Source organism: Pseudorhizobium endolithicum (genome assembly GCF_902153245.2).
In the GTDB taxonomy this organism is placed as follows: domain Bacteria; phylum Pseudomonadota; class Alphaproteobacteria; order Rhizobiales; family Rhizobiaceae; genus Neorhizobium; species Neorhizobium endolithicum.
The window spans coordinates 247,032-269,980 of the sequence record NZ_CABFWF030000018.1 but is presented as its reverse complement, the minus strand read 5'-3'; the positions used below and the strand labels follow the sequence as shown (position 1 = coordinate 269,980).

The 22,949-nt window shown below is 62.4% G+C and carries 20 protein-coding genes and 1 pseudogene; 11 read left to right on the top strand and 10 right to left on the bottom strand.

Annotation, left to right across the window (positions count from 1 at the left end; all coding sequences use genetic code 11):
* The first annotated feature begins 2 nt into the window (after positions 1-2).
* Positions 3-1,313, top strand: coding sequence for an O-antigen ligase family protein (locus RTCK_RS19890; protein ID WP_142594145.1), 1,311 nt, complete (start codon positions 3-5; stop codon positions 1,311-1,313).
* 142 nt (positions 1,314-1,455) lie between these two features.
* On the opposite strand, the pseudogene RTCK_RS19885 reads toward RTCK_RS19890, so the two are convergent.
* The 4 genes and pseudogenes from RTCK_RS19885 to RTCK_RS19870 form a co-directional block, all read right to left on the bottom strand.
* Positions 1,456-2,217: pseudogene (locus RTCK_RS19885) on the bottom strand (ABC transporter ATP-binding protein).
* A 72-nt stretch (positions 2,218-2,289) separates the two neighbouring features.
* Entirely contained in the window at positions 2,290-3,648 is a 1,359-nt protein-coding gene (locus RTCK_RS19880) for an FAD/NAD(P)-binding protein (RefSeq protein WP_142594144.1), read from the bottom strand.
* A 37-nt stretch (positions 3,649-3,685) separates the two neighbouring features.
* The gene (locus RTCK_RS19875; RefSeq protein WP_142594257.1) at positions 3,686-4,144 is read right to left on the bottom strand and encodes an RrF2 family transcriptional regulator; all 459 of its coding nucleotides are present in this window, start codon (positions 4,142-4,144) and stop codon (positions 3,686-3,688) included.
* A 137-nt stretch (positions 4,145-4,281) separates the two neighbouring features.
* Entirely contained in the window at positions 4,282-4,443 is a 162-nt protein-coding gene (locus tag RTCK_RS19870; protein ID WP_185928072.1) for a hypothetical protein, read from the bottom strand.
* A 382-nt stretch (positions 4,444-4,825) separates the two neighbouring features.
* Here RTCK_RS19870 and RTCK_RS19865 point away from each other — a divergent pair, with 382 nt between their 5' ends.
* The 5 genes from RTCK_RS19865 to RTCK_RS19845 all read left to right on the top strand — a co-directional run bounded on the left by RTCK_RS19865 (position 4,826) and on the right by RTCK_RS19845 (position 10,622).
* A complete protein-coding gene (locus tag RTCK_RS19865) occupies positions 4,826-6,559 on the top strand; it encodes an SLC13 family permease (RefSeq protein ID WP_142594143.1) in 1,734 nt (577 codons plus the stop codon).
* A gap of 307 nt (positions 6,560-6,866) precedes the next feature.
* Complete coding sequence (locus RTCK_RS19860; RefSeq protein WP_235988784.1) at positions 6,867-7,817, top strand: sulfate ABC transporter substrate-binding protein; 951 nt, start codon at positions 6,867-6,869, stop codon at positions 7,815-7,817.
* Between the two features lie 16 nt (positions 7,818-7,833).
* A complete protein-coding gene (gene cysT / locus RTCK_RS19855; RefSeq protein ID WP_142594139.1) occupies positions 7,834-8,691 on the top strand; it encodes a sulfate ABC transporter permease subunit CysT in 858 nt (285 codons plus the stop codon).
* Positions 8,684-9,553, top strand: coding sequence for a sulfate ABC transporter permease subunit CysW (gene cysW / locus RTCK_RS19850; protein ID WP_142594138.1), 870 nt, complete (start codon positions 8,684-8,686; stop codon positions 9,551-9,553). Before cysT ends, cysW begins: the two co-directional genes overlap by 8 nt.
* Before the next feature lie 13 nt (positions 9,554-9,566).
* Positions 9,567-10,622 (top strand): sulfate/molybdate ABC transporter ATP-binding protein, encoded by a 1,056-nt coding sequence (locus RTCK_RS19845; protein ID WP_142594136.1) that lies wholly within the window; start codon positions 9,567-9,569, stop codon positions 10,620-10,622.
* 151 nt (positions 10,623-10,773) lie between these two features.
* Here the strand turns inward: RTCK_RS19845 and RTCK_RS19840 are convergent, their stop codons facing one another.
* The gene (locus RTCK_RS19840) at positions 10,774-11,706 is read right to left on the bottom strand and encodes an AraC family transcriptional regulator (protein ID WP_142594134.1); all 933 of its coding nucleotides are present in this window, start codon (positions 11,704-11,706) and stop codon (positions 10,774-10,776) included.
* Between the two features lie 137 nt (positions 11,707-11,843).
* Here RTCK_RS19840 and RTCK_RS19835 point away from each other — a divergent pair, with 137 nt between their 5' ends.
* The 5 genes from RTCK_RS19835 (at position 11,844) to RTCK_RS19815 (ending at position 16,941) form a co-directional block, all read left to right on the top strand.
* Positions 11,844-13,094, top strand: a complete 1,251-nt coding sequence (locus RTCK_RS19835) for an ABC transporter substrate-binding protein (protein WP_142594132.1) — start codon at positions 11,844-11,846, stop codon at positions 13,092-13,094.
* 65 nt (positions 13,095-13,159) lie between these two features.
* Complete coding sequence (locus RTCK_RS19830; protein ID WP_142594130.1) at positions 13,160-14,023, top strand: carbohydrate ABC transporter permease; 864 nt, start codon at positions 13,160-13,162, stop codon at positions 14,021-14,023.
* A complete protein-coding gene (locus RTCK_RS19825) occupies positions 14,020-14,838 on the top strand; it encodes a carbohydrate ABC transporter permease (protein WP_142594128.1) in 819 nt (272 codons plus the stop codon). The genes RTCK_RS19830 and RTCK_RS19825 overlap by 4 nt, the downstream gene beginning before the upstream one ends.
* Before the next feature lie 4 nt (positions 14,839-14,842).
* Complete coding sequence (locus tag RTCK_RS19820) at positions 14,843-15,889, top strand: NAD(P)-dependent alcohol dehydrogenase (RefSeq protein ID WP_142594126.1); 1,047 nt, start codon at positions 14,843-14,845, stop codon at positions 15,887-15,889.
* Positions 15,889-16,941 carry an ABC transporter ATP-binding protein gene (locus tag RTCK_RS19815; protein WP_142594124.1) on the top strand — a complete coding sequence of 351 codons (1,053 nt, stop codon included), beginning with the start codon at positions 15,889-15,891 and terminating at the stop codon, positions 16,939-16,941. The genes RTCK_RS19820 and RTCK_RS19815 overlap by 1 nt, the downstream gene beginning before the upstream one ends.
* A 394-nt stretch (positions 16,942-17,335) precedes the next feature.
* Here RTCK_RS19815 and RTCK_RS19810 read toward each other — a convergent pair whose 3' ends face one another.
* The 5 genes from RTCK_RS19810 to RTCK_RS19790 are packed head-to-tail and all read right to left on the bottom strand — an operon-like array spanning position 17,336 to position 22,915.
* Positions 17,336-17,728, bottom strand: a complete 393-nt coding sequence (locus RTCK_RS19810) for a RidA family protein (RefSeq protein ID WP_142594122.1) — start codon at positions 17,726-17,728, stop codon at positions 17,336-17,338.
* A gap of 40 nt (positions 17,729-17,768) precedes the next feature.
* Positions 17,769-19,574, bottom strand: a complete 1,806-nt coding sequence (locus RTCK_RS19805) for an ABC transporter ATP-binding protein (protein ID WP_235988771.1) — start codon at positions 19,572-19,574, stop codon at positions 17,769-17,771.
* Between the two features lie 2 nt (positions 19,575-19,576).
* On the bottom strand, positions 19,577-20,431 hold the full coding sequence (locus RTCK_RS19800; RefSeq protein WP_408004586.1) for an ABC transporter permease: 855 nt from the start codon (positions 20,429-20,431) through the stop codon (positions 19,577-19,579).
* 5 nt (positions 20,432-20,436) lie between these two features.
* Positions 20,437-21,378, bottom strand: coding sequence for an ABC transporter permease (locus RTCK_RS19795; RefSeq protein ID WP_185928088.1), 942 nt, complete (start codon positions 21,376-21,378; stop codon positions 20,437-20,439).
* A 19-nt stretch (positions 21,379-21,397) separates the two neighbouring features.
* Complete coding sequence (locus tag RTCK_RS19790; protein WP_142594118.1) at positions 21,398-22,915, bottom strand: ABC transporter substrate-binding protein; 1,518 nt, start codon at positions 22,913-22,915, stop codon at positions 21,398-21,400.
* Positions 22,916-22,949 lie beyond the last annotated feature (34 nt).

Below are 22,949 nucleotides of genomic sequence, written 5' to 3'. Positions count from 1 at the left end.
CGGTGTTGATCGTGCCCGCCGCCGACAGGTTCCAGCCGTGGCTGTTCACGCTGCTCTGGGCCGTCATGGCCTCGGCGATGCTCGTGGAAACGGACGCCTACCGTTATGCCGCGCTTGCGCTCGTCTGTTTCACGCTGATCCGGTGCCGTCGGGATCTTCGCCTTGTCGCCGCTGACTGGCTGGCCCTCCTGTGCTGGCTCTGGGCCGCATATGCGCTGATACGGTTCCTCGTTGGGGTCCTCGTATATGATGAATCCGGCACATCCGAATGGCTATACGTGTTCCCGCTCCTCTTCCCTGGTCTCGGTGTGGCGCTCTACCGGACCCGGGGTCGGATCTTCCCTACAGCAAGCCTTCTGGTTGCCCTCGGCCTTGCCGGCCTGCTGATGACGATCGACTGGGGCTCCTTTGCGCGGGGGGAGCGCGTCTTCCCTCTCTTCCACAACAACCCCATCCATGCCGCGATAGGCTGCGGAATGCTTCTGATCACCAGCATCTGCTGGATGCTCCATGCCAGGGAAAGCGGCCGCTGCTTTGGATGGAAGGCCCTCGTCATTCCGGCGACAGGGTGGGCGGCTGTCGTATTGAGCCTGCTCGGCATTCTGGGTGCACAGTCAAAAGGGGTGTGGCTGGCGCTGCTGCCGGTGGGAGCATTGATGGTGCTGTTCCTCCTGTTCCCTCTATCGCGGTCGCGGCTGGTGATCCTGGTGATGACGGCCATTGTTGCGGGCGCTGCCGCGTTTGCGGCCAAGGACCAGGTGCTCGTCGTGGCCGGCCCGACGGTCGAGGCTACTGGATGGCTTTCCGAGCGCATGCTCGCGCATGACGGGCTTCTGGAGGCGATGGACTCCACCATCAAGGATCCCGAGACCCCGGCTTCCATGCGGGACCGATTGAAGCTTTGGGCCAATTCCTTGCACGTGGTCTGGTCGGCGCCATGGGTCGGATGGGGCAATCTCTGGCAGCGCGAATGGTTACAGGGCCCCTATCCGGATGTCGCCCATCGCCTGCTGCACAACGGCTATCTGGAGATCCTCGTGCGACACGGCGCGCTCGGCGCCCTGATGCTCGGCACCTTCGTTGTGGTCTCCGCGCGACGTATCTATAGGGCGAAGACGACCGGAGTCATTCCGGTGAGCGTCATGCTCTATCTCTACAGCCTGAGCCTCTTCTTCTTCATCACCATAGCATCGAATTCCAACAATCGCCTAGCAATCGGCGAGAGCTTCTTCCTGCTGGCTGCAGCCGCGGTGTTCGCGATCTCGCTGGCAATCAGGAAGAGTGCGGAGACGGCAGCCGGAGCCGTCGCCTAGCCCGGTTGCGGCGGTGGATTAGCTTACGTCCTGTCCAACCGGTATGAACGGCATGCCGGCCAGCATGCCGGCAAGCCGGAGGGTAGGGCAGCCGGGGCTTCCTCGCCGGGCAGACCGTCGCCCTCCGCTGCGCCTGGTCCGGCTAATGCAGCCCGAACTCGGCCAGAAGGGACTGGTGCAGCGAGACGAAGAGTGGGTCCCCACGATCCCGCGGCCGGGGCAGGTCGACGTCGATCACGCGAGCGGGACCTTCTGCTTCGGCAGGATCATCACCTTGTCGGCAAGGTAGATCGCCTCCTCCAGGTCATGGGTGACGAGGACCATGGTCACGTGCTCCTCAGCGCAGATCCGGAAAGCTCCTCCTGCATCGTCATCTTCGTCATCGCATCGAGTACTCCGAGCGGCTCGTCGAGCAGAAGGAGTTCCGGCTGTACCGGGAGGGCACGGGCGATCCCGACGCGCTGAGCCATGCCTCCCGACAACTGGGCTGGATAGGCCTCTGGAAATCAAGAAGCCCGACGAGCCGGATGTAGCGGCGCGCCCGCTGCAGGGCGTCGTCCGCCGCAACCCCGCGCACCTCCAGTGGGCAGGCGACATCCCCGGTGACGGTGAGCCACGGCAGGAGGCGAGGCTCCTGGAAGATGACGGCGCGTTCCGCTCCGACTCCCTCGATCGGAGCGCCGTCGACGAGGACCTGGCCGGCATCGGCTGCTTCCAGTCCCGCAAGGATACGCAGCAAGGTGGTCTTGCCCGAGCCGCTGGCTCCGACAATCGCCACGCACTGGCCGCTTTCGACGTCCAGATCGATGCCCCGCAGAACGCTGAGGGCCCGGCCGTTGAGGGCGAAGTACTTGGAAAGCTCCCGTATCGAGACCTCTCCGCGCCGGCTTGCTTGGGTCTCCATGCTTAGCCTCCGCTTACGACGGTGGAGGGCGGAAGAGAGGAGAAATCGCATCCTCTCTTCCGAGGCGGTGGCTCAGGCCGTCGCGGAGACCGACAAGCCCGGCGAACCCAGCAGCAGCTCCGCCAGGCGTGCCGCCTGGACGCGGATGTCGGGGACGGCGGTGATCTCGAAATGGGTGCCGCGCGTAACAGGTCCCACACCGAAAATGCGCGGGGAGCTTTGTCCCTCATTGTCGATCAGGGCATCCCGGTGGTCGAAGTCCAGGCCCAGCGTCAGAGGATCGAGCCGCGCAGTTCCGTTGTCCAGGAGCGACTGCAGCAGGCGGTTGGGCGTCGGGAGCGAAATCCGCCGGAAGCCGCGGCAGTCGATCGCATGCGAACCCTCGGGCGTGAGCGATCCTTCGGAGCCGGAAGGGCGGTATGTCACCGTGGTTCCGGATGCCGTGCGCTCGGCCCTCTGAAAGTGGCCCTTGACGATGCGAAGCAGTCCGGACGCCTGAGCCTCGGCTATTCGTGCGGCGGAGGAGGGCGGCATCCGGTGGCGGTGGGTGTCCCAGATGGTCGAGGCATGCCGGAGGAAACGGCGCCGGCTCTCCGGCGGAAGATGACGCCACAGGAGCTGCGTGTGGGGCCGCAATCCGTCGATGACGTCCCGCCAGTCTCCGCCTGCTGCCTCGTGCGCCCGGATCGTGGTCCGGAGCCAGTGCAGCATATAGCCGAGGCTTGAGCCGATGGGGATATCCGCGACGGAAAGCTTCAAGGGCTTCGTGACCTTGTGCGATTGCGGCAGCAGTCCGCGCCTGGAGATCGCTTGGATGGTGCCGGTCTGGCCGGCCTCCAGCAGGGACAGGACCATGTCGATCATGGTCAGTCCGGTGCCGACGAGCACCACGGGTTCGGCCGGATCGCGATCCAGCGGCCGGGCCCACGGGTTTTCCAGGCTGGACGTCCGGCGATCGTCGCCGCAGAAGCCCGTCGCCAGGATTGCGAAATGCGACGGCAGCACGCTGCCATCCGCCAAACCCACTTCGACGCCGTGTTCATGAACGTGCAGCGCAACGCATTCCTGATGCAGGATCCTCAGTCGAGGCACAGAAACCGCATCGGCTTCCGGCGCGACAAGGTCCGCCAGATAGCGGCCATAGGTCCTGCGAGGCACGAAATCCAGGTCGTTGCCGCTGCCCAGCCCCTGCCGCTCCAGCCACCGGCTGAAATGGGACGGATCATCCGGAAACGCACTCATGTTGTTGACGCGCGTGTTGAGCAGGTGGGAGGATTGGTCGGTGGAATAGGCTATGCCGCAGCCGACATCCTTCCGAGCCTCGACGATCGTGATCCGCAGCCTCTGCGGGGTTATCCGCCGTTGAAGCAGATGCGCCGCCGCCAGTGTGCCGCTCGCCCCGCCGCCGATGATCGTGACATGCAGCGTCATCTCTCCACCTCCCGGATCGCGAGGTGGAGGAAAGGGGTCAGGATACGGCCAGAGCCTGCTTTATATCCGGCGTCTCGTCCTCCACCATCTGGCGCATGGCCGTCAGAGACTTGTTGTCCAGCACCGCGGCGATCGCCTCGCGCACTTCCAGCATGGTGAGCCGAACGGCGCAGGCATTCTCGTTGGGGCAGTCGCGGCAGCGGTGATAGGCTGTCCGGCTGGCGCAATGGATCGGTGCAAGCGGGCCATCCAGGACGCGCAGGACGTGTCCGACCATGATCGTGTCGGGGGAGCGGGTCAGACAGTAGCCTCCGCCGCGTCCCTTTCGGGTCTGCACGAAGCCGCTGTGCCGCAAATCCGCGAGGATCGCGTCGAGGAATTTCTTGGAGATGGCGTATTTCTCGGCGATTTCCACGGATTGCGCCATGATCCCGGGAGGTAGTCCGGCAAGATGATAGAGCGCCTTCAGCCCGTACTTGCCTTTCATCGACAGCATGGAATGGAACTTTCTTTCGGACAGCCGCAAGAGAGAATGGTTCCCCATCATATAGCCGCCGCGCTCGACCAGTGCCAGTGAATCCACACATCGTAGCACTCCTTGCTCCCGGGCTGCCGCCGGTTTCCCCAGAGTTGCTATTTTCCCGCGCTGAGACTGGCGATCACGGCCGCCGGTGCAGCCGGATCGTCTGACTGGCGCTCCATCGGCATCGAAATCACGAGCCACACGAGCAGATAGGAGCCAAGAAATGCAGCCCAGGCGCAGGCTGTGTTCATCTTCTTCTTGCCGTCGTTCATGTCATCATCTCCGCGTGGAGTGGCTTGCAGGCAGGATGCCCCGGGAGCCACGAAGTCTGACTTTGACTGCAATGTAGAATGCCTTAGTCTACTTCATCAGTAGACGATTTGAATTCCAAAACTCGCAACGACGGAAAAAGTTCTCTCCTCTTTTGCGGCGCTGGACAGAAACGATCATCTGTTTGACGTGCCGACCGGATAGGCGGTCGAGCCCTTGATCCGTTCCTCCATCCATTGCGGCAGTCCGAAAAGGCTACTCGAAAATCCCGTAATGTCTACCGAATTGGTAGATGATCTTGTTCCGCGGGCTGGCGGGTGATGCTCTGACGCCGGTCCTCGTTTATTGTCTGCCGCACGAATCCAGAACGGGGTGATATCCGGCGTGACATTGAGCCAAATCCTGATCGTCGTTTTGCTGGGAGGCTTGCTGACGGCGTTTGCGAGCGACCGCTTCCGTGCCGACAACGTTGCGGTCGCAGGGCTTATGCTCGGTGTGGTGCTTGGGCTTGTCCCGACCGATCGCATATTCTCGGGTCTGATCAACCCGGTTGTGGTCACCGTCCTTGAAGTCCTCCTCATCGTCCATGCGCTCGGCAGGAGCCATGTGTTCGACAGGATCGGCGAGTGGCTGAACAGCCGTTTCACCCGGCCTCTTGGCCAGATCATCGCGCTTTGCGGCGTTGCCGCCTGCCTTTCCAGCGTGATGAACAATGTGGCGGCGTTCTCCCTGATGCTGCCTGCCTGTTTTTCGATGATGGCAAAGGGAAGACTCCCGGCGCGCTGGATCTTTCTCCCGCTCTCCTATGCCACCCTGCTCGGCGGGCTTTGGACGTCGATCGGCACGCCCGCCAACCTCGTCGCCAGCGCTTTTCTTCAGCAGTCCGGAGAAGAAGGGTTTGCTCTTCTGGATTTTGCCCCCGCCGGCCTGGCTGTGACCGCCGTCGGCCTTCTCGTTCTCGCGCTATGGCTCCCGCGCACGCTCCTGAAGGAGGGCGAGGAGCAGGTCGAGGACGATAGCGGCCCGATATCGTGGGTCATGACGGAACTGCGGCTCGCCGCGGCCGACCCCGGCATTCCGTCGGTGGCCGATCTGGAGGCGCTGCTGGACGGCCATGTCCATAACATCGTCCGGGACGGCCGGCGCGTCTTCCCGATCAAGCCGGAGACGATCCTTCTTCCGGCGGACCGGCTGCTCGTAGAGGCTGAGCCGAACGCCCTGAACAGCGCGCTGCGGACGGGCAGGGTTTCCTATTCCCGCCAGGCAGGCTCCGGAGAGCGGCGGCGGGTGAGGGCGGTCGTCATGCCGCACAGCCTGCTCGCCGGTTCGTCCATCGCGGCGCAGGACCTGGACCGGGTGGCCGTCGAAATCCTGCAGGTCGAGGGGGAACCCGTCCGCTTCGAGGGGCCTTTCGAGGAGCTGTCTTTCCGGGCCGGCAGCATCCTCCTTCTCGAAGGCGACGAGGCGGCCGTCAGGTCCTTCATCGCCTATAACGAACTCGTGGAGGTCGCGGATAGCGCGCCCGTCGGGGTGTCCGAGATCGGCTTCATGCCGCTCGCCGCCTTCGCGCTTGGCGTCATGGCGGCCGGTAGCGGGCTCGTCGCCACCGAAATCGCCCTGGCGGCTGTCGTCGCAATCCTCTGTCTGGCCGGCAAGCTCGATCTCAGGGCTGCCCTTCGCAACCTGAACTGGCCGATCATCGTCATTCTCGTTGCCATGCTTCCCCTGGGCGAGGCGGTGGGGACGACGGGCGCGGCGGCGGCCATAGCAACCTTCCTGACGGAGCACCTGCCGATGGCAGCGGTGCCGCTCGCCGTTTTCGTGCTGCTTGCAATCGCCATGGTGATTACCCCGTTCGTCAACAACGTCACGGCTGTGGCAATCCTTGCACCCATCGCGGTGGAACTCGCGCATGCCACGCAGCTTTCCCCGCAAATGCTCGTGATGGCCGTGGCGGTAGGTGCCTCCTGCGACTTCCTCACCCCCTTCGGGCACCATAACAACACGCTCGCCTACGGATTGGGCCCCTACAGGTTTCGCGATTTCCTGTGGCTGGGATGGCCTCTCTCGCTCGCGACGTTCGGTACCGCAGGCGTGGTCCTGCTGCTCTACTGGTAGCCCCTCGCGTCCGTTTCGGCCGCCGGACCCCTTTCAAGATGTTTCGCCGCGCGAACGTTTCTTGCGTGGGAACAGGGTCGACCGTTCTTCTTGTTACGGCTCCGGCGTCTCTCGCGCATGTCCTCTTCTCCATAGGGGTGCGCAAAGTGAAACACTTTTCTTCCTGCCGTGAGCTTCGTTGACTTAGTCTACTGCTGCAGTAGTCTGATCGCATCCAACGGAGGGAGCCACCATGTCCAGATCAGCCAGATTGCTTGGCATCGCCGCGATCAGTCTACTCGCCTCGTTTTCCGCAACGCCGGCGGCCATGGCCGATACCACGCTCTTGAACGTCTCCTACGATCCGACGCGCGAATTCTACAAGGAATTCAATGCCGCCTTCGCGAAGCATCATCAGGCGGAGACCGGCGAAACCGTGACGATCCAGCAGTCGCACGGCGGCTCCGGCAAGCAGGCACGCTCGGTGATCGACGGCCTGGAGGCCGATGTGGTCACGCTGGCACTCGAGAGCGACATCAACGCCATCGTGGAGAACGGCGGAAAGATCAAGGCCGACTGGCGCTCCCGCCTTCCGAACAACTCTTCGCCCTACACCTCGACGATCGTCTTCCTGGTCCGCAAGGGCAACCCGAAGAACATCCGGAACTGGGGCGACCTCGTCAAGGACGACGTGCAGATCGTCACCCCGAACCCGAAAACCTCCGGCGGCGCCCGCTGGAACTATCTTGCCGCCTGGGCCTGGGCGCATGAGGAGTTCGGCGGCGATGAAGCTAGGATCAAGGAATACATTGCTGAGATCTTCAGGCGGACTCCGGTGCTGGATTCCGGTGCGCGTGGCTCCACCGTCACCTTTGCCCAACGTCAGATCGGCGATGTGCTTCTCGCATGGGAGAATGAGGCTTATCTGGCCGGAGAAGAATTCGGCAAGGATGCGTTCGAGATCGTGGTGCCGCCGATTTCGATCCTCGCGGAACCTCCCGTTGCGGTCGTCGACGCGAACGTCGACGCCAAGGGAACGCGGAAGGCCGCAGAAGCCTATCTGCAGTATCTCTACTCCGACGAGGGTCAGAACCTTGCCGCCAAGCATTTCTACCGGCCTGCCAGGCGCGACGTCGTAGGTGCCGAGCTGCTGAAGGCCCTGCCGGACATCAAGCTGGTCACCATCGACGATCCGCTGTTCGGCGGTTGGAAGAAGGCGCAGCCGGAGCACTTCGGCGACGGCGGCATCTTCGACCAGATCTACAAGCCCGCGCGCTGAGGGAGCCATCGACCGGATGAACTTGTCTGCCGCCCGCACGGGATGGCGACTGAAGGAGCCGAGCATCATCCCGGGCTTCGGGTTGACGCTCGGCTTCTCGCTCGCCTACCTTTCGCTGATCATCCTCATTCCGCTCGCGGGCCTCGTCTGGCGCGCCAGTGCCCTCACCTGGGGCGAGTTCCTGGCGATCCTCGTCGACGAACGGACGCTCGCAGCCCTTTATGTCAGCTTCGGCACCGCTCTCATTGCCGCGCTCGTGAATGCCGTCTTCGGCGTCCTGATCTGCTGGGTCCTGGTGCGCTACGAGTTTCCCGGACGCCGGCTCGTCGACGCGATGGTGGACCTGCCTTTCGCGCTTCCGACCGCCGTTGCCGGCATCGCTCTCGCATCGCTCTATGCGCCGCAGGGCTGGATAGGCGCCTGGTTCATGCCGCTCGACATCCGCATCGCCTATACGTGGATCGGGATCACCGTCGCGCTCATCTTCATCGGCCTGCCTTTCGTCGTGCGGACGGTGCAGCCGGTGATGGAGGAGATCGATCGGGAGGTGGAGGAGGCGGCCGCGACGCTGGGCGCCAGCCGTCGCCAGACGGTGTTCCGGGTGCTGTTGCCGAGCCTGACCCCCGCCGTTCTGACCGGCTTCGCCCTGGCCTTTGCCCGAGGCGTCGGCGAGTACGGATCGGTGGTCTTCATCGCCGGCAACATCCCCTATGTGTCGGAGATCGCGCCGCTCCTCATCGTCATAAGGCTGGAGGAGTTCAACTATGCGGGAGCGACCGCGATCGCCACGATCATGCTGGCCATCTCCTTCGCCATGCTCCTCGTCATCAACCTGATCCAGGCCTGGAGCCGACGGAGATACGGCCATGTCTGACCGCTTGTCGCGCAAAACGACCTTCCGCAGCCCCGCCGACGAGACGCCGCCGGCGAAGCTGCTGTTGATCGTTGCGGCGGGAGCATATCTGTCCTTCTTCCTGTTCCTGCCGCTGGTCACCGTCTTCGTGGAGGCGTTCTGCGGGGGGCTGTCGGAATACTGGCTCGCCCTGTCGGAGCCCGATGCGCTCGCTGCGATCCGGCTTACTCTCACGGTGGCGGCAATCGCGGTGCCGCTCAACCTCGTGTTCGGCGTCTCCGCCGCCTGGGCGATCGCCAAATTCGAGTTTAGGGGCAAGGCCTTTCTGATCACGCTGATCGACCTGCCGTTCTCCATTTCACCTGTGATCTCCGGCCTCGTCTACGTTCTCCTCTTCGGCAGCCAGAGCGTCCTCGGGCCCTGGCTGAAGAGCCACGGCATCGAGATCCTCTTCGCCGTGCCGGGGATCGTGCTGGCGACGGTCTTCGTCACCTTCCCCTTCGTCGCGCGCGAACTGATCCCGCTGATGCAGGACCAGGGCACCGGCGACGAGGAGGCGGCCCTGTCGCTCGGGGCCTCCGGCTGGCAGACGTTCCGATACGTGACGCTGCCGAACATCAAGTGGGGGCTGCTGTACGGCGTCCTGCTCTGCAACGCCCGGGCCATGGGCGAGTTCGGCGCCGTTTCGGTCGTTTCCGGCCACATACGCGGCCTCACCAACACGATGCCCTTGCATGTCGAGATCCTCTACAACGAATACAACATGCTGGCGGCCTTTGCCGTGGCTTCGCTCCTGGCGGCGCTGGCGCTGGTCACACTCGCCCTCAAGACTGTTCTGGAAATGCGGTTCGGCGCGGGCAGCGCCGGCGGCCGCCGACACTGAAAGGCCCACCTCCATGGATGTCAGGATCGACCATGTGCGCAAGGAGTTCGCCCGCTTCCCGGCCCTGGAGGATGTCTCGCTCGATATCCGCTCCGGGGAGCTGATCGCGCTGCTCGGCCCCTCCGGGTCGGGAAAGACGACGCTGCTGCGCCTGATCGCCGGGTTGGACGAGCCGAGCGGCGGCCGGATCTTCTTCGGTGGCGACGACGCCTCGCACCGCAGCGTGCAGGAGAGAAATGTCGGCTTCGTATTCCAGCACTACGCCCTGTTCCGCCACATGACGGTTGCCGAAAACATCGCCTTCGGCCTCAAGGTCCGCCCGTCCGCGACCCGTCCGCCGAAGGATGCCATCCGCCGCCGTGTCGGCGAACTCCTTGAGATGGTCCATCTTTCCGGCCTCGAAAGGCGTTATCCCAACCAGCTTTCAGGGGGACAGCGGCAGCGGGTGGCGCTGGCGCGGGCCATGGCGATCGAGCCGAAGATCCTGCTTCTCGACGAGCCCTTCGGCGCTCTCGATGCGAAGGTGCGCAAGGAACTGCGGCGCTGGCTGCGGGAATTCCACGACCGCACCGGCCATACCACCGTCTTCGTGACGCATGACCAGGAGGAGGCCCTCGAACTGGCCGACCGGGTGGTGGTCATGAGCCAGGGCCGCATCGAGCAGGTCGGCTCAGCGGACGACGTCTATGATCGGCCGGGCTCTTCCTTCGTCCATCGCTTCATCGGCGAGGCATCCGAACTGCCGGTCGAGATCCAGGATGGGAGCATCTGGCTCGATGACCGCCCGATCGGCCTGAAGGCGGAGAATGAGGGCCCCGCGACGCTCTTCTTCCGGCCCCATGACGTGGATCTCCTCGACGGCTGCGGCGGCTGCTTGAGCGGCGTCGTGGTCGGCAGCCGGAGACTGGCGGGGGCACGGCGCGTGGAACTGGAACTCGGCGGCGGCCGCCACCGCGTTGAGGTGGACATTCCCCTCGCTCATCCGGCCGGGCCGAAGACCGCACTCTCCTTCAGACCCCGGCACTGGGCGCTCTTTCCCGCCGCGGCTGCCCATCCCATAGATAGCTGAGCTATGGCGAAGATCCTGCTGGGGGTACGAGAGCCTCACCTATGGCCCTTAGCTCTAACAGAGAACTATACTGCTAGAAGTACGGCGGCTTCCAGATCCGGGCACTCGAATATGTGGTCTCGGCCGCTGTCGCTCAGGAGGAGCGGAGCAGCTAATTCGCCGGCGCTGACGAGACCAGTGATCTCGTGCGGATGCGCGCTGTCTTTCGGTACTCGCGGGGCGTGAAACCTGTTTCCAATCGGAAGTATCGATTGAAGTTCGACAGGTTGTTGAAGCCCGCTTCGTAGCAGATGTCCGTGATCGGAACGTCCGTCTCCGCCAGCAGTGTTCGTGCGCGCCAAACTCGCACGGACCGGCTGTAGGTCGAGAAGTTCATGCCCGTCAGACGACGGAATGCGCGTGAGAAGGCAGACGATTCAAGGCCCACCAGACCCGCCACCTCATGCATAGAAGCACCAGGATTGGACTGCATGATCTGGATTGCTCGGTCGATCCTCCGGTGCCGTCGGTCGGACACGTCATTGTAGGTCGCGGTGAAATGCTCGCTGGCCAGGATTCGCTTACTGGGAGCCGCTTCAACGCGCTCCAGGATCTCGATGAATAAGCCCAGCCGGCCGCTGCCCTGGGTCTCATGCAGTTCGATGACTTTCCCACCAATCTCAGTCGCTTCGGGTCCGAGGATCTCGATCCCTCTGTCAGCCAAAGGCTTGAGGCGATAAAGCACCTCGAACTCTGGACAAACAGACCGGATGCCGATCAATGCATCGGCATCGAACTGCAAGACGAGGTCGCGGCCGGGGAGGTTTGGAGCTCCAGGCGTGATCCAGTTGTGCGGCAGGTTGGTTCCCGTCAACATCAGGTGCCCCGGCTTGAACGGTCCGACATAGTCCCCGACATAGGCAAAGCCTTGAGCCGCTGGGATGTAGTGAATTTCCCATTCCGGGTGGTAGTTCCAGATGCAGATCGGGTTCGGATAGTCGTCCCGCCGGATGAGGTAGGACTTGCCCTGGGGCAGGACGATCTGCTCGCGTGTCGCTGTGAAGGTGTCAGAAACCGAGCGGGGAAAATCTGGTGCCACCGTCATGGAAAATCCGCCAAATTAAAACATCAAAGTCAAAATAGTATCACTTCGCGTCAGATTGCAAACTAGTCCGCGATCCCAAGTTCCACACAATAGGTCCCGCCGACGGCCATGGGAGTTGCCGTCCGAGGGAGGAAATCATGAGATTTAATAGGCTCCGCGCCGGTTGCGCAGCAATTGCCATTCTGTCTGCGTCCAATGCCTTTGCTGCCGCTCAGTGTGAAGATGATCTGCGCATCCTGGCTCAGCCGCGCGATGGTTTGACGCTGCTCGAAGACTATGTGGAAGAGTTCGAGGAACTGTCCGGTGCCGGCTTCGAGATCAGCTATCTCAACGAAAACGATCGCAGGGCAAAGTCTCAGGCAGATGCGTCGACGGTCGGAAGCTTCGACGTGTACTATGTGGATGAAGCCAATCTGGCCCTTTTTGCATCTTCCGGCTGGATCGTTCCCCTGGATGGCTATTACCCGGAGGAATACGACTACAACGACTTCGATGCCGGCATGCGGGCAGCGGCTACCTATGATGGCAAGCAGTGGTTTGCCCCGATCCAAGGTGGCGGCGACCTGATGGTCTACCGCACGGATCTTCTCGAGAAGGCTGGTGTCGCTCCGCCGAAGACCTGGGAAGAGTATCTGGCGGCTGTCGAGAAGCTCCATGACCCGGATAACGGCGTCTACGGTACCGCCGTGCGTGGTCAGCGTGGTTCAGGCGCCAACGTCTGGCGCTGGATGCCGTTGTTCAAGGCCAATGGTGGCGAGTGGTTCAAGGACGGCAAGCCGGCCTTCAATTCGGAAGCAGCGGTCAAGGCGACGCAGGCCTACCTCGACCTCTTCAAGTATTCCGCACCAGGCACCCAGACCGGATCCTGGGATGAATCCACCGGCGCATTCCGGGCCGGCAAGGTTGCGATCATCATCGAGTCCGCGCCGCTTGGCGGGATGTCCGTTGACAAGGCGCAGAGCCAGGTGGCCGACAAGGTTGCCTTCTCGGTTCCGCCGTCGCCGCTGCCGGGTGGCGGCTACGCCCACGGCTTCGCCATCGCTTCCAAGGCCAATGCAACTGAGGAAGAAAAGGCCTGTGCCGGCCTGTTCGTTGCCTGGGCAACCTCCAAGGAGCAGGAAGCACGACGTCTGGAAGCCGGCCAGCCGGGCGAACTGACCCGCACCAGCACCTACCAGAGCCCGGAATACGCAAAGACCTTCGGCCAGAACCTTGCCGACGCCATGGCCGCGACTGGTGAAAAGACCACGGTTACATTCTGGCAGGATCCACGCTGGCAGGAATTGGGCAACCAGTGGGGCATCATGCTCGAAGAGCTGATCACCGGCAGCCGCAAGGACATCAAGGCGACGCTCGATGAACTCGAGGCCTTCGCCGCCAAGCTCTGACGCCTCCCAAGGCACCGCCGGGGCGCGCCGATGAGGCGCGCCCATCCCCAGTCTGAGGATCTGCCATGCGTCGCGGCCGCTCGCTGCCTTATGTGTTTCTCGGGCCCACCCTGGGCATTCTGGTCGTGCTGGCGCTGGTGCCGACGATCTACGCAGTCAACATTTCCCTGCAGAACCGGACGCTGTCGCAGCCGAGCGCCGACTATGTCTGGTTTGCCAACTATGTTGCGCTGTTTTCCGACGCCCGCTTTCTCAACGCGCTGTGGGTGTCCTTGAAATGGGAAATCCTTAGCGTCACCGCGACCATGATCACCGGGCTGGCGCTCGGCATCGCTATGTTCGAGGCCGCAAGCCCGCGGGTGCGCAACATCCTCTGCATTCTTTTCATCATCCCCGTCCTGCTGCCGCGCGTCTGCGCCGCCTTCGTCTGGAAGTTCTCCTTCCACCCGCTTTATGGTGCGCTTACCTGGCCCGTGCGTGAAATCACCGGCAGCACGCCCGACATCCTCTCGACGCCGCTCGGGGCCTTGCTCGCGGTCGCCTTCGTCGACGTCTGGCAGTGGGGTCTCTTCTTTGCTGTCATCATCCTGAAGCTTCTGGAGTCGCTCCCGCCGCAACCGCTGGAGGCTGCCCGCATCGATCGTGCCTCGCGCTTCGGCGTGCATCGCTTCGTCACGTTGCCGATGCTGAAGGCGCCGCTGATCAGCCTGCTCCTCGTTAAGGCGATCGAGAGCCTGCGCTCCTTCGACCTCGTTTATGTCATGACCCGCGGTGGCCCTGGCATCTCGACGGAAACACTCGACATGTATGCCTATTCCCAAGGCTTCATCGAATCCGGCAAGATCTCCTACGCCTCGTCCATGGCGGTCATCATGATGGTGCTGACGATCGTGACCTTCACCTTCACCTGGAAGAGGCTGAACCGATGAGGCTCTCGACGCTCCTGCTCAGGCTCCTCCTGGTCGTTGCCGCAGCCTTGGTCGTTCTGCCGCTATTCTGGACCCTGCTCAACGCCTTCAAGACCAATGCCGATCTTCTGGTCAGCACGCCGAAGCTCGTCTTCCAGCCGGTCTGGGACAATATGAGCTATGTCCTGAACCGGCGCTCCGTTGCGCGTGCCCTGACGAATTCGCTGATCATCTGCTCCACGGCAGTCCTAATCGGCGCGCTGATCGGCGTTCCGGCAGCCTATGTCATTGCGCGCTTCAAGAACCGGCTGACGGCGGAGGCGCAGTTCTTCGTCCTGTCGCTCCGCTTCCTTCCGCCGGTCGCCATTGCCATCCCGATGCTGGTGATCTGGCTCGGGCTCGATCTCTACGATACTCGCCTTTCGCTGATCGTGACGTACCTGATCGTCACCGCCTCCATTACGATCTGGCTCTCCGTGCCAGCCTTCGAGCGCGTCAGCCTGCATGTCGAGGAGGCCGCTCGCGTCGACGGCCTGGGACCCTATGCAACCTTCTTCCGCATCGCCCTTCCGATTGCTCGCTTCCAGGTCTTCGGTGCGATTGCCTTCTCCTTCGTGCTCGTCTGGAACGAGTTCCTGCTGGCGATGATGCTGACCACGTCGAAGGCAAAGACGCTGCCCATCATCGCCTCGGAAATGTCGCAGCTTGGCATGAACGTCCCCTGGGGCATTCTCAACGCCGCCGTCGTCCTTCTGTCCCTGCCGCCTCTCATCCTGCTCGGCGTCTTGGCCGGCGGGTTGAATGCCGCATTCTCAAAGAAAACTGATCAAGGTTGATACCATGAAAGCACTTGTCCTCGAACGCGTCGGCGAACTCTCCCTGCGTGATATCGACCTGCCTCAGGAGATGGGCCCGGACGATGTCCGCATCCGACTGCACACGGTTGGCGTTTGCGGCAGCGACGTGCATTACTACACGCATGGCCGGATCGGCGACTTCGTCTTGAATGAGCCCATGGTGCTTGGTCATGAGGCGGCCGGAACGATTGCGGCAGTCGGCGCCAACGTCACGCATCTGAAGCCGGGCGATCGTGTCTGCATGGAGCCGGGCATTCCCGATCCCAAGTCCCGCGCGTCCCGCCTGGGGCTTTATAATGTGGATCCCGCCGTCACATTCTGGGCGACCCCGCCGGTCCATGGCGTGCTCATGCCCGAGACGGTTCATCCCGCAAGCTTCACCTATAAGCTGCCGGATAATGTCTCTTTTGCCGAAGGTGCGATGGTGGAGCCGTTTGCGGTCGGCATGCAAGCTGCCACGCGGGCTCGCGTCACCCCGGGCGACACCGCCGTAGTGACCGGCTGCGGGACGATCGGGATCATGGTAGCTCTTGCCGCGCTGGCCGGAGGTTGCTCTAGGGTGCTGATCTCCGACATTTCGGAAACCAAGCTAAAGCTGGCGGAAAGCTATGACGGCATTACCGGCGTCAACCTGCGGGAGCAGGATCTGGTCGAAACGGTCGACACGGCGACGGAAGGCTGGGGTGCGGACATCGTCTTCGAATGCTCCGGCGCGGCTGCAGCGGTGCGCGACCTCTTCAAGGTGGTTCGTCCCGGTGGGACGGTCGTGCTTGTTGGGCTCCCGCCGGAGCCGGTGCCGGTTGATATCGCCGCCGCCTGCTCTCGGGAATGCCGGATCGAGACAGTGTTTCGGTATGCCAACGTGTTCGACCGCGCCCTCGCATTGATCGCCGCGGGCAAGGTGGACCTGAAGCCGCTGGTGTCGGGCACGTTCTCCTTCGACCAATCGATTGCGGCCTTCAAACGGGCAGCCGAAGCGCGCCCGGAGGATGTCAAGCTGCAGATCATCGTGGACGGGGAGGTGAAGTGATGGCGACAGTCGAATGCCGCGACATCCGCAAGGTCTACGGTGCACTCGAGGTCATGCGTGATTTCAACCTGAAGGTCGACGACCACGAATTCGTCGTTTTCCTTGGCCCCTCAGGTTGTGGGAAATCGACGATGCTGCGGATGATCGCAGGCCTTGAGGAGATCACCGGCGGCGATCTTCTGATCGGCGGCGAGCGCATGAACGACCGCGATCCTGGGGACCGGGGTATCGCCATGGTGTTCCAGAACTACGCGCTCTATCCCCATATGAGCGTGCGCGAGAACATTACCTTCGGCCTGGAACGGTCAGGCGTGCCCAAGGCGGAAATCGACCGGCGTCTGGCGCCGGTGGTCGATGCCCTGGGTCTCGGCATCTACCTTTCCCGCAAACCGGCGGAACTGTCAGGCGGCCAGCAGCAGCGCGTGGCGATCGCGCGCGCAATGATCAAGACGCCTGAGGTCTTCCTGTTCGACGAGCCGCTGTCCAACTTGGACGCAAAGCTGCGCGGCAGCTTGCGGGTCGAGATCGCACGTCTGCACCGCAGCCTGAAGACGACGAGCATCTATGTGACGCATGATCAGCTTGAAGCCATGACGCTTGCCGACCGGATCGTATTGATGAAGGACGGGAAAATCGAGCAGATGGGCACGCCGGAGGAGATCTACCAGAGGCCGGCGACACTCTTTGCGGCGGGCTTCATCGGGACGCCGAACATGAACTTTCTTCCGATGGAAGCTTCCGATGGAATGCTGAGTTCGGAGACGATCCGCATTCCCGCCAATCGTCCGATTCAACCGGGGCAAGTGACGGTGGGGGTTCGTCCGGGTGCTTTCCGCCTGATTTCTCAGCCAGGAGCATTCAAGGGGCGGGTGGAACGGAATGAGTTCCACGGCGAGACGCGGCTCGTGACGATCCGCAATGGCAGCCACGAGATCAATGTCGCACTGCCGGCCTCCACCCTTGTCAATGAAGGTGAGGTTGTTGACCTGGACGTCTCCGTGGAAGATCTGCATCTCTTCGAACCGGAAACTGGCCAGCGGATTGTTCTCTAGGTTACGCTAAGCGAGCCTGTTGACCTGCTGGGCGACAGTGGTTGGGCCGCGTTCGTCTGACGAGACAGACAGATCCCGTAAGTTTGGCGACGAACCATCGTCTGCCAAACGAGCCCATAGGGGGAAGACTTCCGGGTGGGACCAAGAGCAACGGACCCTAAATCAGAAGGGTGCCGTATCCAGCCCGAGATGATCGTTCCCTGGAACTGCAGCAGTGGACGTTGTAGTGATTGCGGAAGCCCGCGTTCAATATGACGCGAAGCAAAGCTAAAGCGAAAGCAGGTAGATCTGCTGGCAGTCGCATCGAGCATGGGCTGCGGCAGTCGCAGGACCAGTACCCTATGCGGGTGCTTGAGGCACTTTAATGGGAAGCCCCTTGTGAACAGGACCTATGTCAATCCACCGGCTTATAGGCGATGACGTCCATCTCGACCTTAACGTCCACCATCATCGGTGACTGAACAGTGGATCGGGCTGGCGGATGATCGATGAAATGCTTCTGGAAGACCGCGTTGAAGCTTGAGAAGTCCCGTGCGTCATCGAGCCAGACATTCACCTTGACCACGTCTTCCAGCGTGCAGTCCGCCAGCGCCAGGACGGCCTTGATGTTTTCGATCACCTGCTCGGTCTGCGCGACGATGTTGCCGACGATGACCTCGCCGTCGATGGTCGGGACCTGACCCGAGACGTAGACAAAATCGCCGGCACGAACGGCTTTGGCGAAGGGACGTCGCTGGCCGCCGGCCTGGTTGTCGGCGACGTCGTAGCGGATCAGTTTCTTGTTCATGGATAGGCTTTCTGTTTTGGAGGGACAGGACGGCCGCAATTTACGACAGTTCCTGCACGAAATGCCCGGGCGAAACCTCCCGGTAAGCGCGTTTGGGAGCGACATAGTCAAGAGGGCGGACCGGGCTCTTGATCTCCTCGGATAGCGGGGGTGCCATCTGTCCGCGCTGGGCCGGATCCGGGATCGGCACAGCCGATATCAGCCGACGGGTGTAGGGGTGCTGGGGATTGTCGAAGATCGCCGACCGTGGTCCGATCTCGACGATCTCCCCGAGGAGCATCACGGCGACGCGATGGCTCATGCGTTCCACCACGGCCATGTCATGGGAGATGAACAGGTAGGCGAGGCCGTGCTTCTGCTGCAGATCGAGCAAGAGGTTGGCAACCTGAGCCTTGACGGACACGTCGAGCGCGGAGACGGCCTCGTCTGCGACGATGAACTTTGGTTCAAGCGCGAGCGCTCTCGCAATCGAGATCCGCTGGCGCTGGCCGCCGGAGAACTCGTGCGGGTGGCGATCAGCCATCGTGGCGGAGAGGCCGACCTGTTCGAGAAGCTCTGACACGCGCGCCTTGGCCTCCTTGCGGCCCATCAGGCCATGGGCAAGGATCGGCTCGGCAATCGCGGATCCCACCGTTATACGAGGATTGAGGGACGCAAAGGGGTCCTGGAAGATCATCTGCGACGTGCGGCGCATGAAGCGCAGTTCGCGTCTTCCGGCTTTTGTAACATCCTGTCCGTCGATTACGATCGATCCAGCGGCCGGTGTGAGCAGCCGTAGGATGGCGCGGCCGGTTGTCGACTTGCCGCAGCCCGATTCACCGACCAGCGAGAGCGTCTCGCCTGGGCGCAGGTCGAAGGACACGTCCTCAACGGCATGGACGCGACCGTTCGGAAGATCGAAGCGAACCGCCAGATTATCGACCTTGAGGATCGGTTCAACCGTCTGGGCAACGGGGCTCATTTCAACGCCGTCAGCCGCATCTCCGGTTGCTGGGTCGACCTCCGGGAACCGTTTCGGCGCAGTTGTCGCACCCATCGTCCCAAGCCGTGGGATGGAGGCGAGCAGCGACCTCGTGTACACGGCTTTCGGCGTGGCAAATATCTCGCTTGTCGGGCCTGTCTCTACCATGGCCCCCCGAAACATCACGACGGTACGATCTGCTATTTCGGCAACGACGCCCATGTCATGGGTGATGAACAGGATGCCCATGTCCTCCTCCGTCTGCAATTCGCGCAGCAGGTGAAGGATCTCGGCCTGTATGGTCACGTCGAGCGCCGTCGTCGGTTCGTCGGCGATCAGCAGCTTCGGCCGGCAGGCAAGCGCCATGGCTATCATCACGCGCTGGCGCATTCCTCCGGAGAACTTGTGCGGATATTCGTGCAGTCGGGTCTTTGCCGCCGGAATGCGAACGCGTTCCATCAGGCGCAGCGCTTCGGCTTCTGCTTTCTGCCATGAGAGGCCACGATGCAGAACCAGAGCCTCGGCAATCTGATTGCCGATGGTGAAGACCGGGTTGAGCGAGGTCATCGGCTCCTGAAAGATCATCCCGATCGATCCGCCGCGGACGGACCGCATCTCCGCTTCGCTCGCCTTCAGGAGATCCTTCCCGTCGAGCAGGATCCGGCCTTCGATGCGCGACCTTCCAGCGGGCAAAAGCCGCATGGTCGACAGGGCCGTAACGCTCTTGCCGGAGCCCGATTCGCCGACGATGGCGACCGTCTCGCCCGCATCGACATGCAGGCTGATATCGCGGATGACAGCTTTCCATCCCTCAGGTGTCTTGAAGGACGTCGTAAGGTTCTCGACGGCGAGCACGGGCCGCGTCGTGGTCATGGCAGCGGTCATCATCAGCTTTCCTTGGCCAGTCGTGGATCGACGAAGTCGCGCAGGCCATCTCCGAGCAATTGCAGCGAGAGAACCGAGAACACGATCGCCAGTCCCGGGAAGATCATCAGCCACGGAGCGTTGTTCATGTATTCACGGCCGGACGCCAGCATGGTGCCCCAGGTCGGCATGTCGGTGGAAACGCCGACGCCGAGGAAGGAGAGGCTTGCCTCCGCAAGCATCGCCGATGCGAAGACGAATGTTGCCTGTACCAGGATAGGGGAGGCGAGGTTGAGCAAGACGTGCCGGGCCAGGATCTGCCAGGTCGGCAACCCCATGGCGACCGCTGCTTCTATGTAGGGCAGTTCGCGCAGGACAAGCGTCGATCCGCGGACGATGCGGGCAAGACGTGGTGCGTAGGTGATTCCAAGGGCGAGAATGACGGTCGAAAGCGAGGGACCGAGTGCCGCAACCAGTGCGATGGCCAGCAAGATGTCCGGGAAGGACATTATTGCGTCGAGCAGGCGGGAGATGGGTGCGTCCAGGCTGCGGAAGAAGCCGGCGGCAATCCCGAGGATAACCCCGAGTACGGTCGAGATCACGACGACGCCCAGGCTGACGAGCAGCGAAATTCGCCCGGCAAAAATCGCCCGCGAAAAGATGTCGCGCCCGAACTCGTCCGTGCCGAAGAAGTTCGTCATCGACGGCGGCTTCAGCTTGTTGACGATCGAGAGCTTGTTCGGCGCATAGGGTGCGACCCAAGGCGCAAGAAGTGCAGCCAGCACGACCGCCATCAGGATGATGGCGCCGAACAGGACCGCGCGGTTGCCGAACAGGCGGCGTAGGCCGGACGCGAAGGGCATGGAGACGGAGGCCATCGTGGTCATTGGCGCACCCGTGGATCTACGAGGATGTAAAGCATGTCTACGATGAAGTTGATGAGCACATAGATGGCAGCGACAACGAGCAGCGTTCCCTGGATCACCGGGTAGTCGCGCCGCAGTACCGCCGAAACGACGAGGTTGCCGATACCCGGCAAGCCGAAAACCGTTTCCGTGACGACCGCACCGGCCACGAGCATGGCGATCGACAGGCCAATGACGGTGATGATCGGAATCAGGGCGTTCTTCAAAGCGTGCTTGAGAACGACGCGACCCTCGCCTGCGCCCTTGGCACGTGCGGTGCGTACATAGTCGTCACCGAGAACGTCCAGCATGGAAGCGCGGGTGAAGCGGGTGATCAGGGCGGAGTTGACGATGCCGAGGGCCACGGCCGGCAGGACAAGGTGGTGAAGTCGGTCGAGGAAGGGCGTCTCGGGACCACCATAACCGGACGCCGGAAACCAGCCCTGGCCCACGGCAAACACCTGGATCAGGATCAGGCCCAGCCAGAAGCTCGGCACGCTGGCCGCCACCATGGTCAATGTGACGACGATCTGGTCGAAGAGCGTGCCTCGTTTGACCGCAGACAATATCCCGACCGGTAGAGCGATCAGGATTGCGATCAGGATGGAGAACAGCGTGAGGAAGAAGGTGGGCTCGGCACGTGCGGCAAGTGCCGTCGTAACCGGCTGGTTGAGGAAGATCGACTGGCCCAGATCCCCCTGCAGTATGCCCAGCACAAACTGGCCATACTGGATGAGGAGCGGCGCATCAAGCCCCAGGCGGGTGCGCAGTTGCGCGATGTCTTCCGGGGTCGCATCGGACCCAAGCATGACAGCGGCAGGATCGCCAGGCGTAACGCGAACGATGATGAAGACCACCGTCACGACAAGGGCCAGCACAATGGCCATGCCCCCCAGCCGTTTCACAAGTGCCTGAACGATCCTTGCCATCAGTCGGTCCTTACTTCTTAGGGCTCACGTTCCAGAAATGCGGCCAATAGGTAGGCTCATAACCTTCAACCCCATTGGCGAGACCGGAAACAGCGTTGAAGTTCCCCACCTTGTAGAGCGGCGCATCGTCATAGATGACCGTCTGGATGCCTTCCCAGGCCTCCTTCTTGGCCTCGTCGGTCGTTGCGTCCATGTAGGCAGCAACGGCCTTCGCCTTCTGGTCGGAAACATACCAGCCGGGATAGGTGTCGGTGATGGTGTTGATCGTCGTAGGATCGCCAGGGAAGTTGGAGTGGGTGATGAAGATGTCCCATTCCTTCGGGTCGGCGCGACGGGTCGTCAGCGTTGCCCAATCGACGACCTGAAGATCGACCTTGAAGCCTGCGGCTTCGAGATAGGCCTTCGCGACTTCGCCGATCTTGTAGTGGAACTCGTACTGGCGGCTGGTCATGAGACGCAATGGCGTGCCGTCGTATCCACCCTGTTCCAGAAGCTTGGCGGCTGCTTCGGGATCGCCTTCGCCATAGCGCTCGACTCCGGCTTCCGTGTGCCAGAACGAGCTCTCCGGGAAGATCGAGGCGTCGACGCTGAAGAAGCGATCGTCGGAGAAGGCCGCCAGCATCATGTCGTTCGGATTGAGGGCTGCCTGGACTGCTTGGCGCAGTTCCTTTTTGACCAGCAGGCCTTCCTTCATGTTCATGTTCATCGAGGCCCAGCCTGCATCCTTGAAGATCACGGGCTTGGCATTGCCGCTTTGCTCAACGCGCTCATAGGCGCTGACCGGCAGCGCGTCCGCATAATCGAATTGGCCGGAGATCAGGCCCTCGACGCGAGTGTTGGCATCGGGGACCGGCACGAAGCGGATTTCCTTGGCGACGGCTTCGCGCTTGCCAGCGTAGTTGCTGACCTCTCCTTCCGGAGACGTGTAATCCTCAAAGCGGACGAGTTGGATGTACTGGTCGGGCTTGCGCTCCTTGAGGGCGTAGGGTCCGGTGCCGACGAACTCGGTCAACGTGTCGGCGATTTTCTCGGACGGCAGGATCACGGACGCCTGGGACAGCGTGGCGAGCAGCGGCGCGTAGCGCGACTTGAGCTTGATGACAATAGCATGGTTGCCGTCCTCGGTCAGGCTTTCGACGATGTCGGCGACCTGCTTGCCCTTGGAGTTGATCGCCATCCAGCGGTTCAGCGAGGCGGTGACGTCCTTCGCGTCGAGATCGCTGCCGTCATGGAATATCACGCCTTCGCGCAACGGGATGCGGTAGGTCAGGCCGTCCTCGGAAAGGGTCGGCATGTCGGCGGCGAGCAGCGGCACGGATTTCCACTGGGCGTCATAGGTGTAGAGCGTCTCGAAAATGTGCTGGTCGATGGTCAGCACGATGTCGGTAGGCGTCTGCATGACGTCGAGGGTCGGCGGTTCGCCGATCGTCGCGACAGTCAGAACCCCGTCGCTCGCTTGCGCCATGGCCAAATTGCTGGTGCTGGCAAGTGCTGCCAGCGTCATCAGAACAAATGCACTCTTTTTCATCCTCGTCCCCTTGTTGCGTTCGGTTGGTCGATAC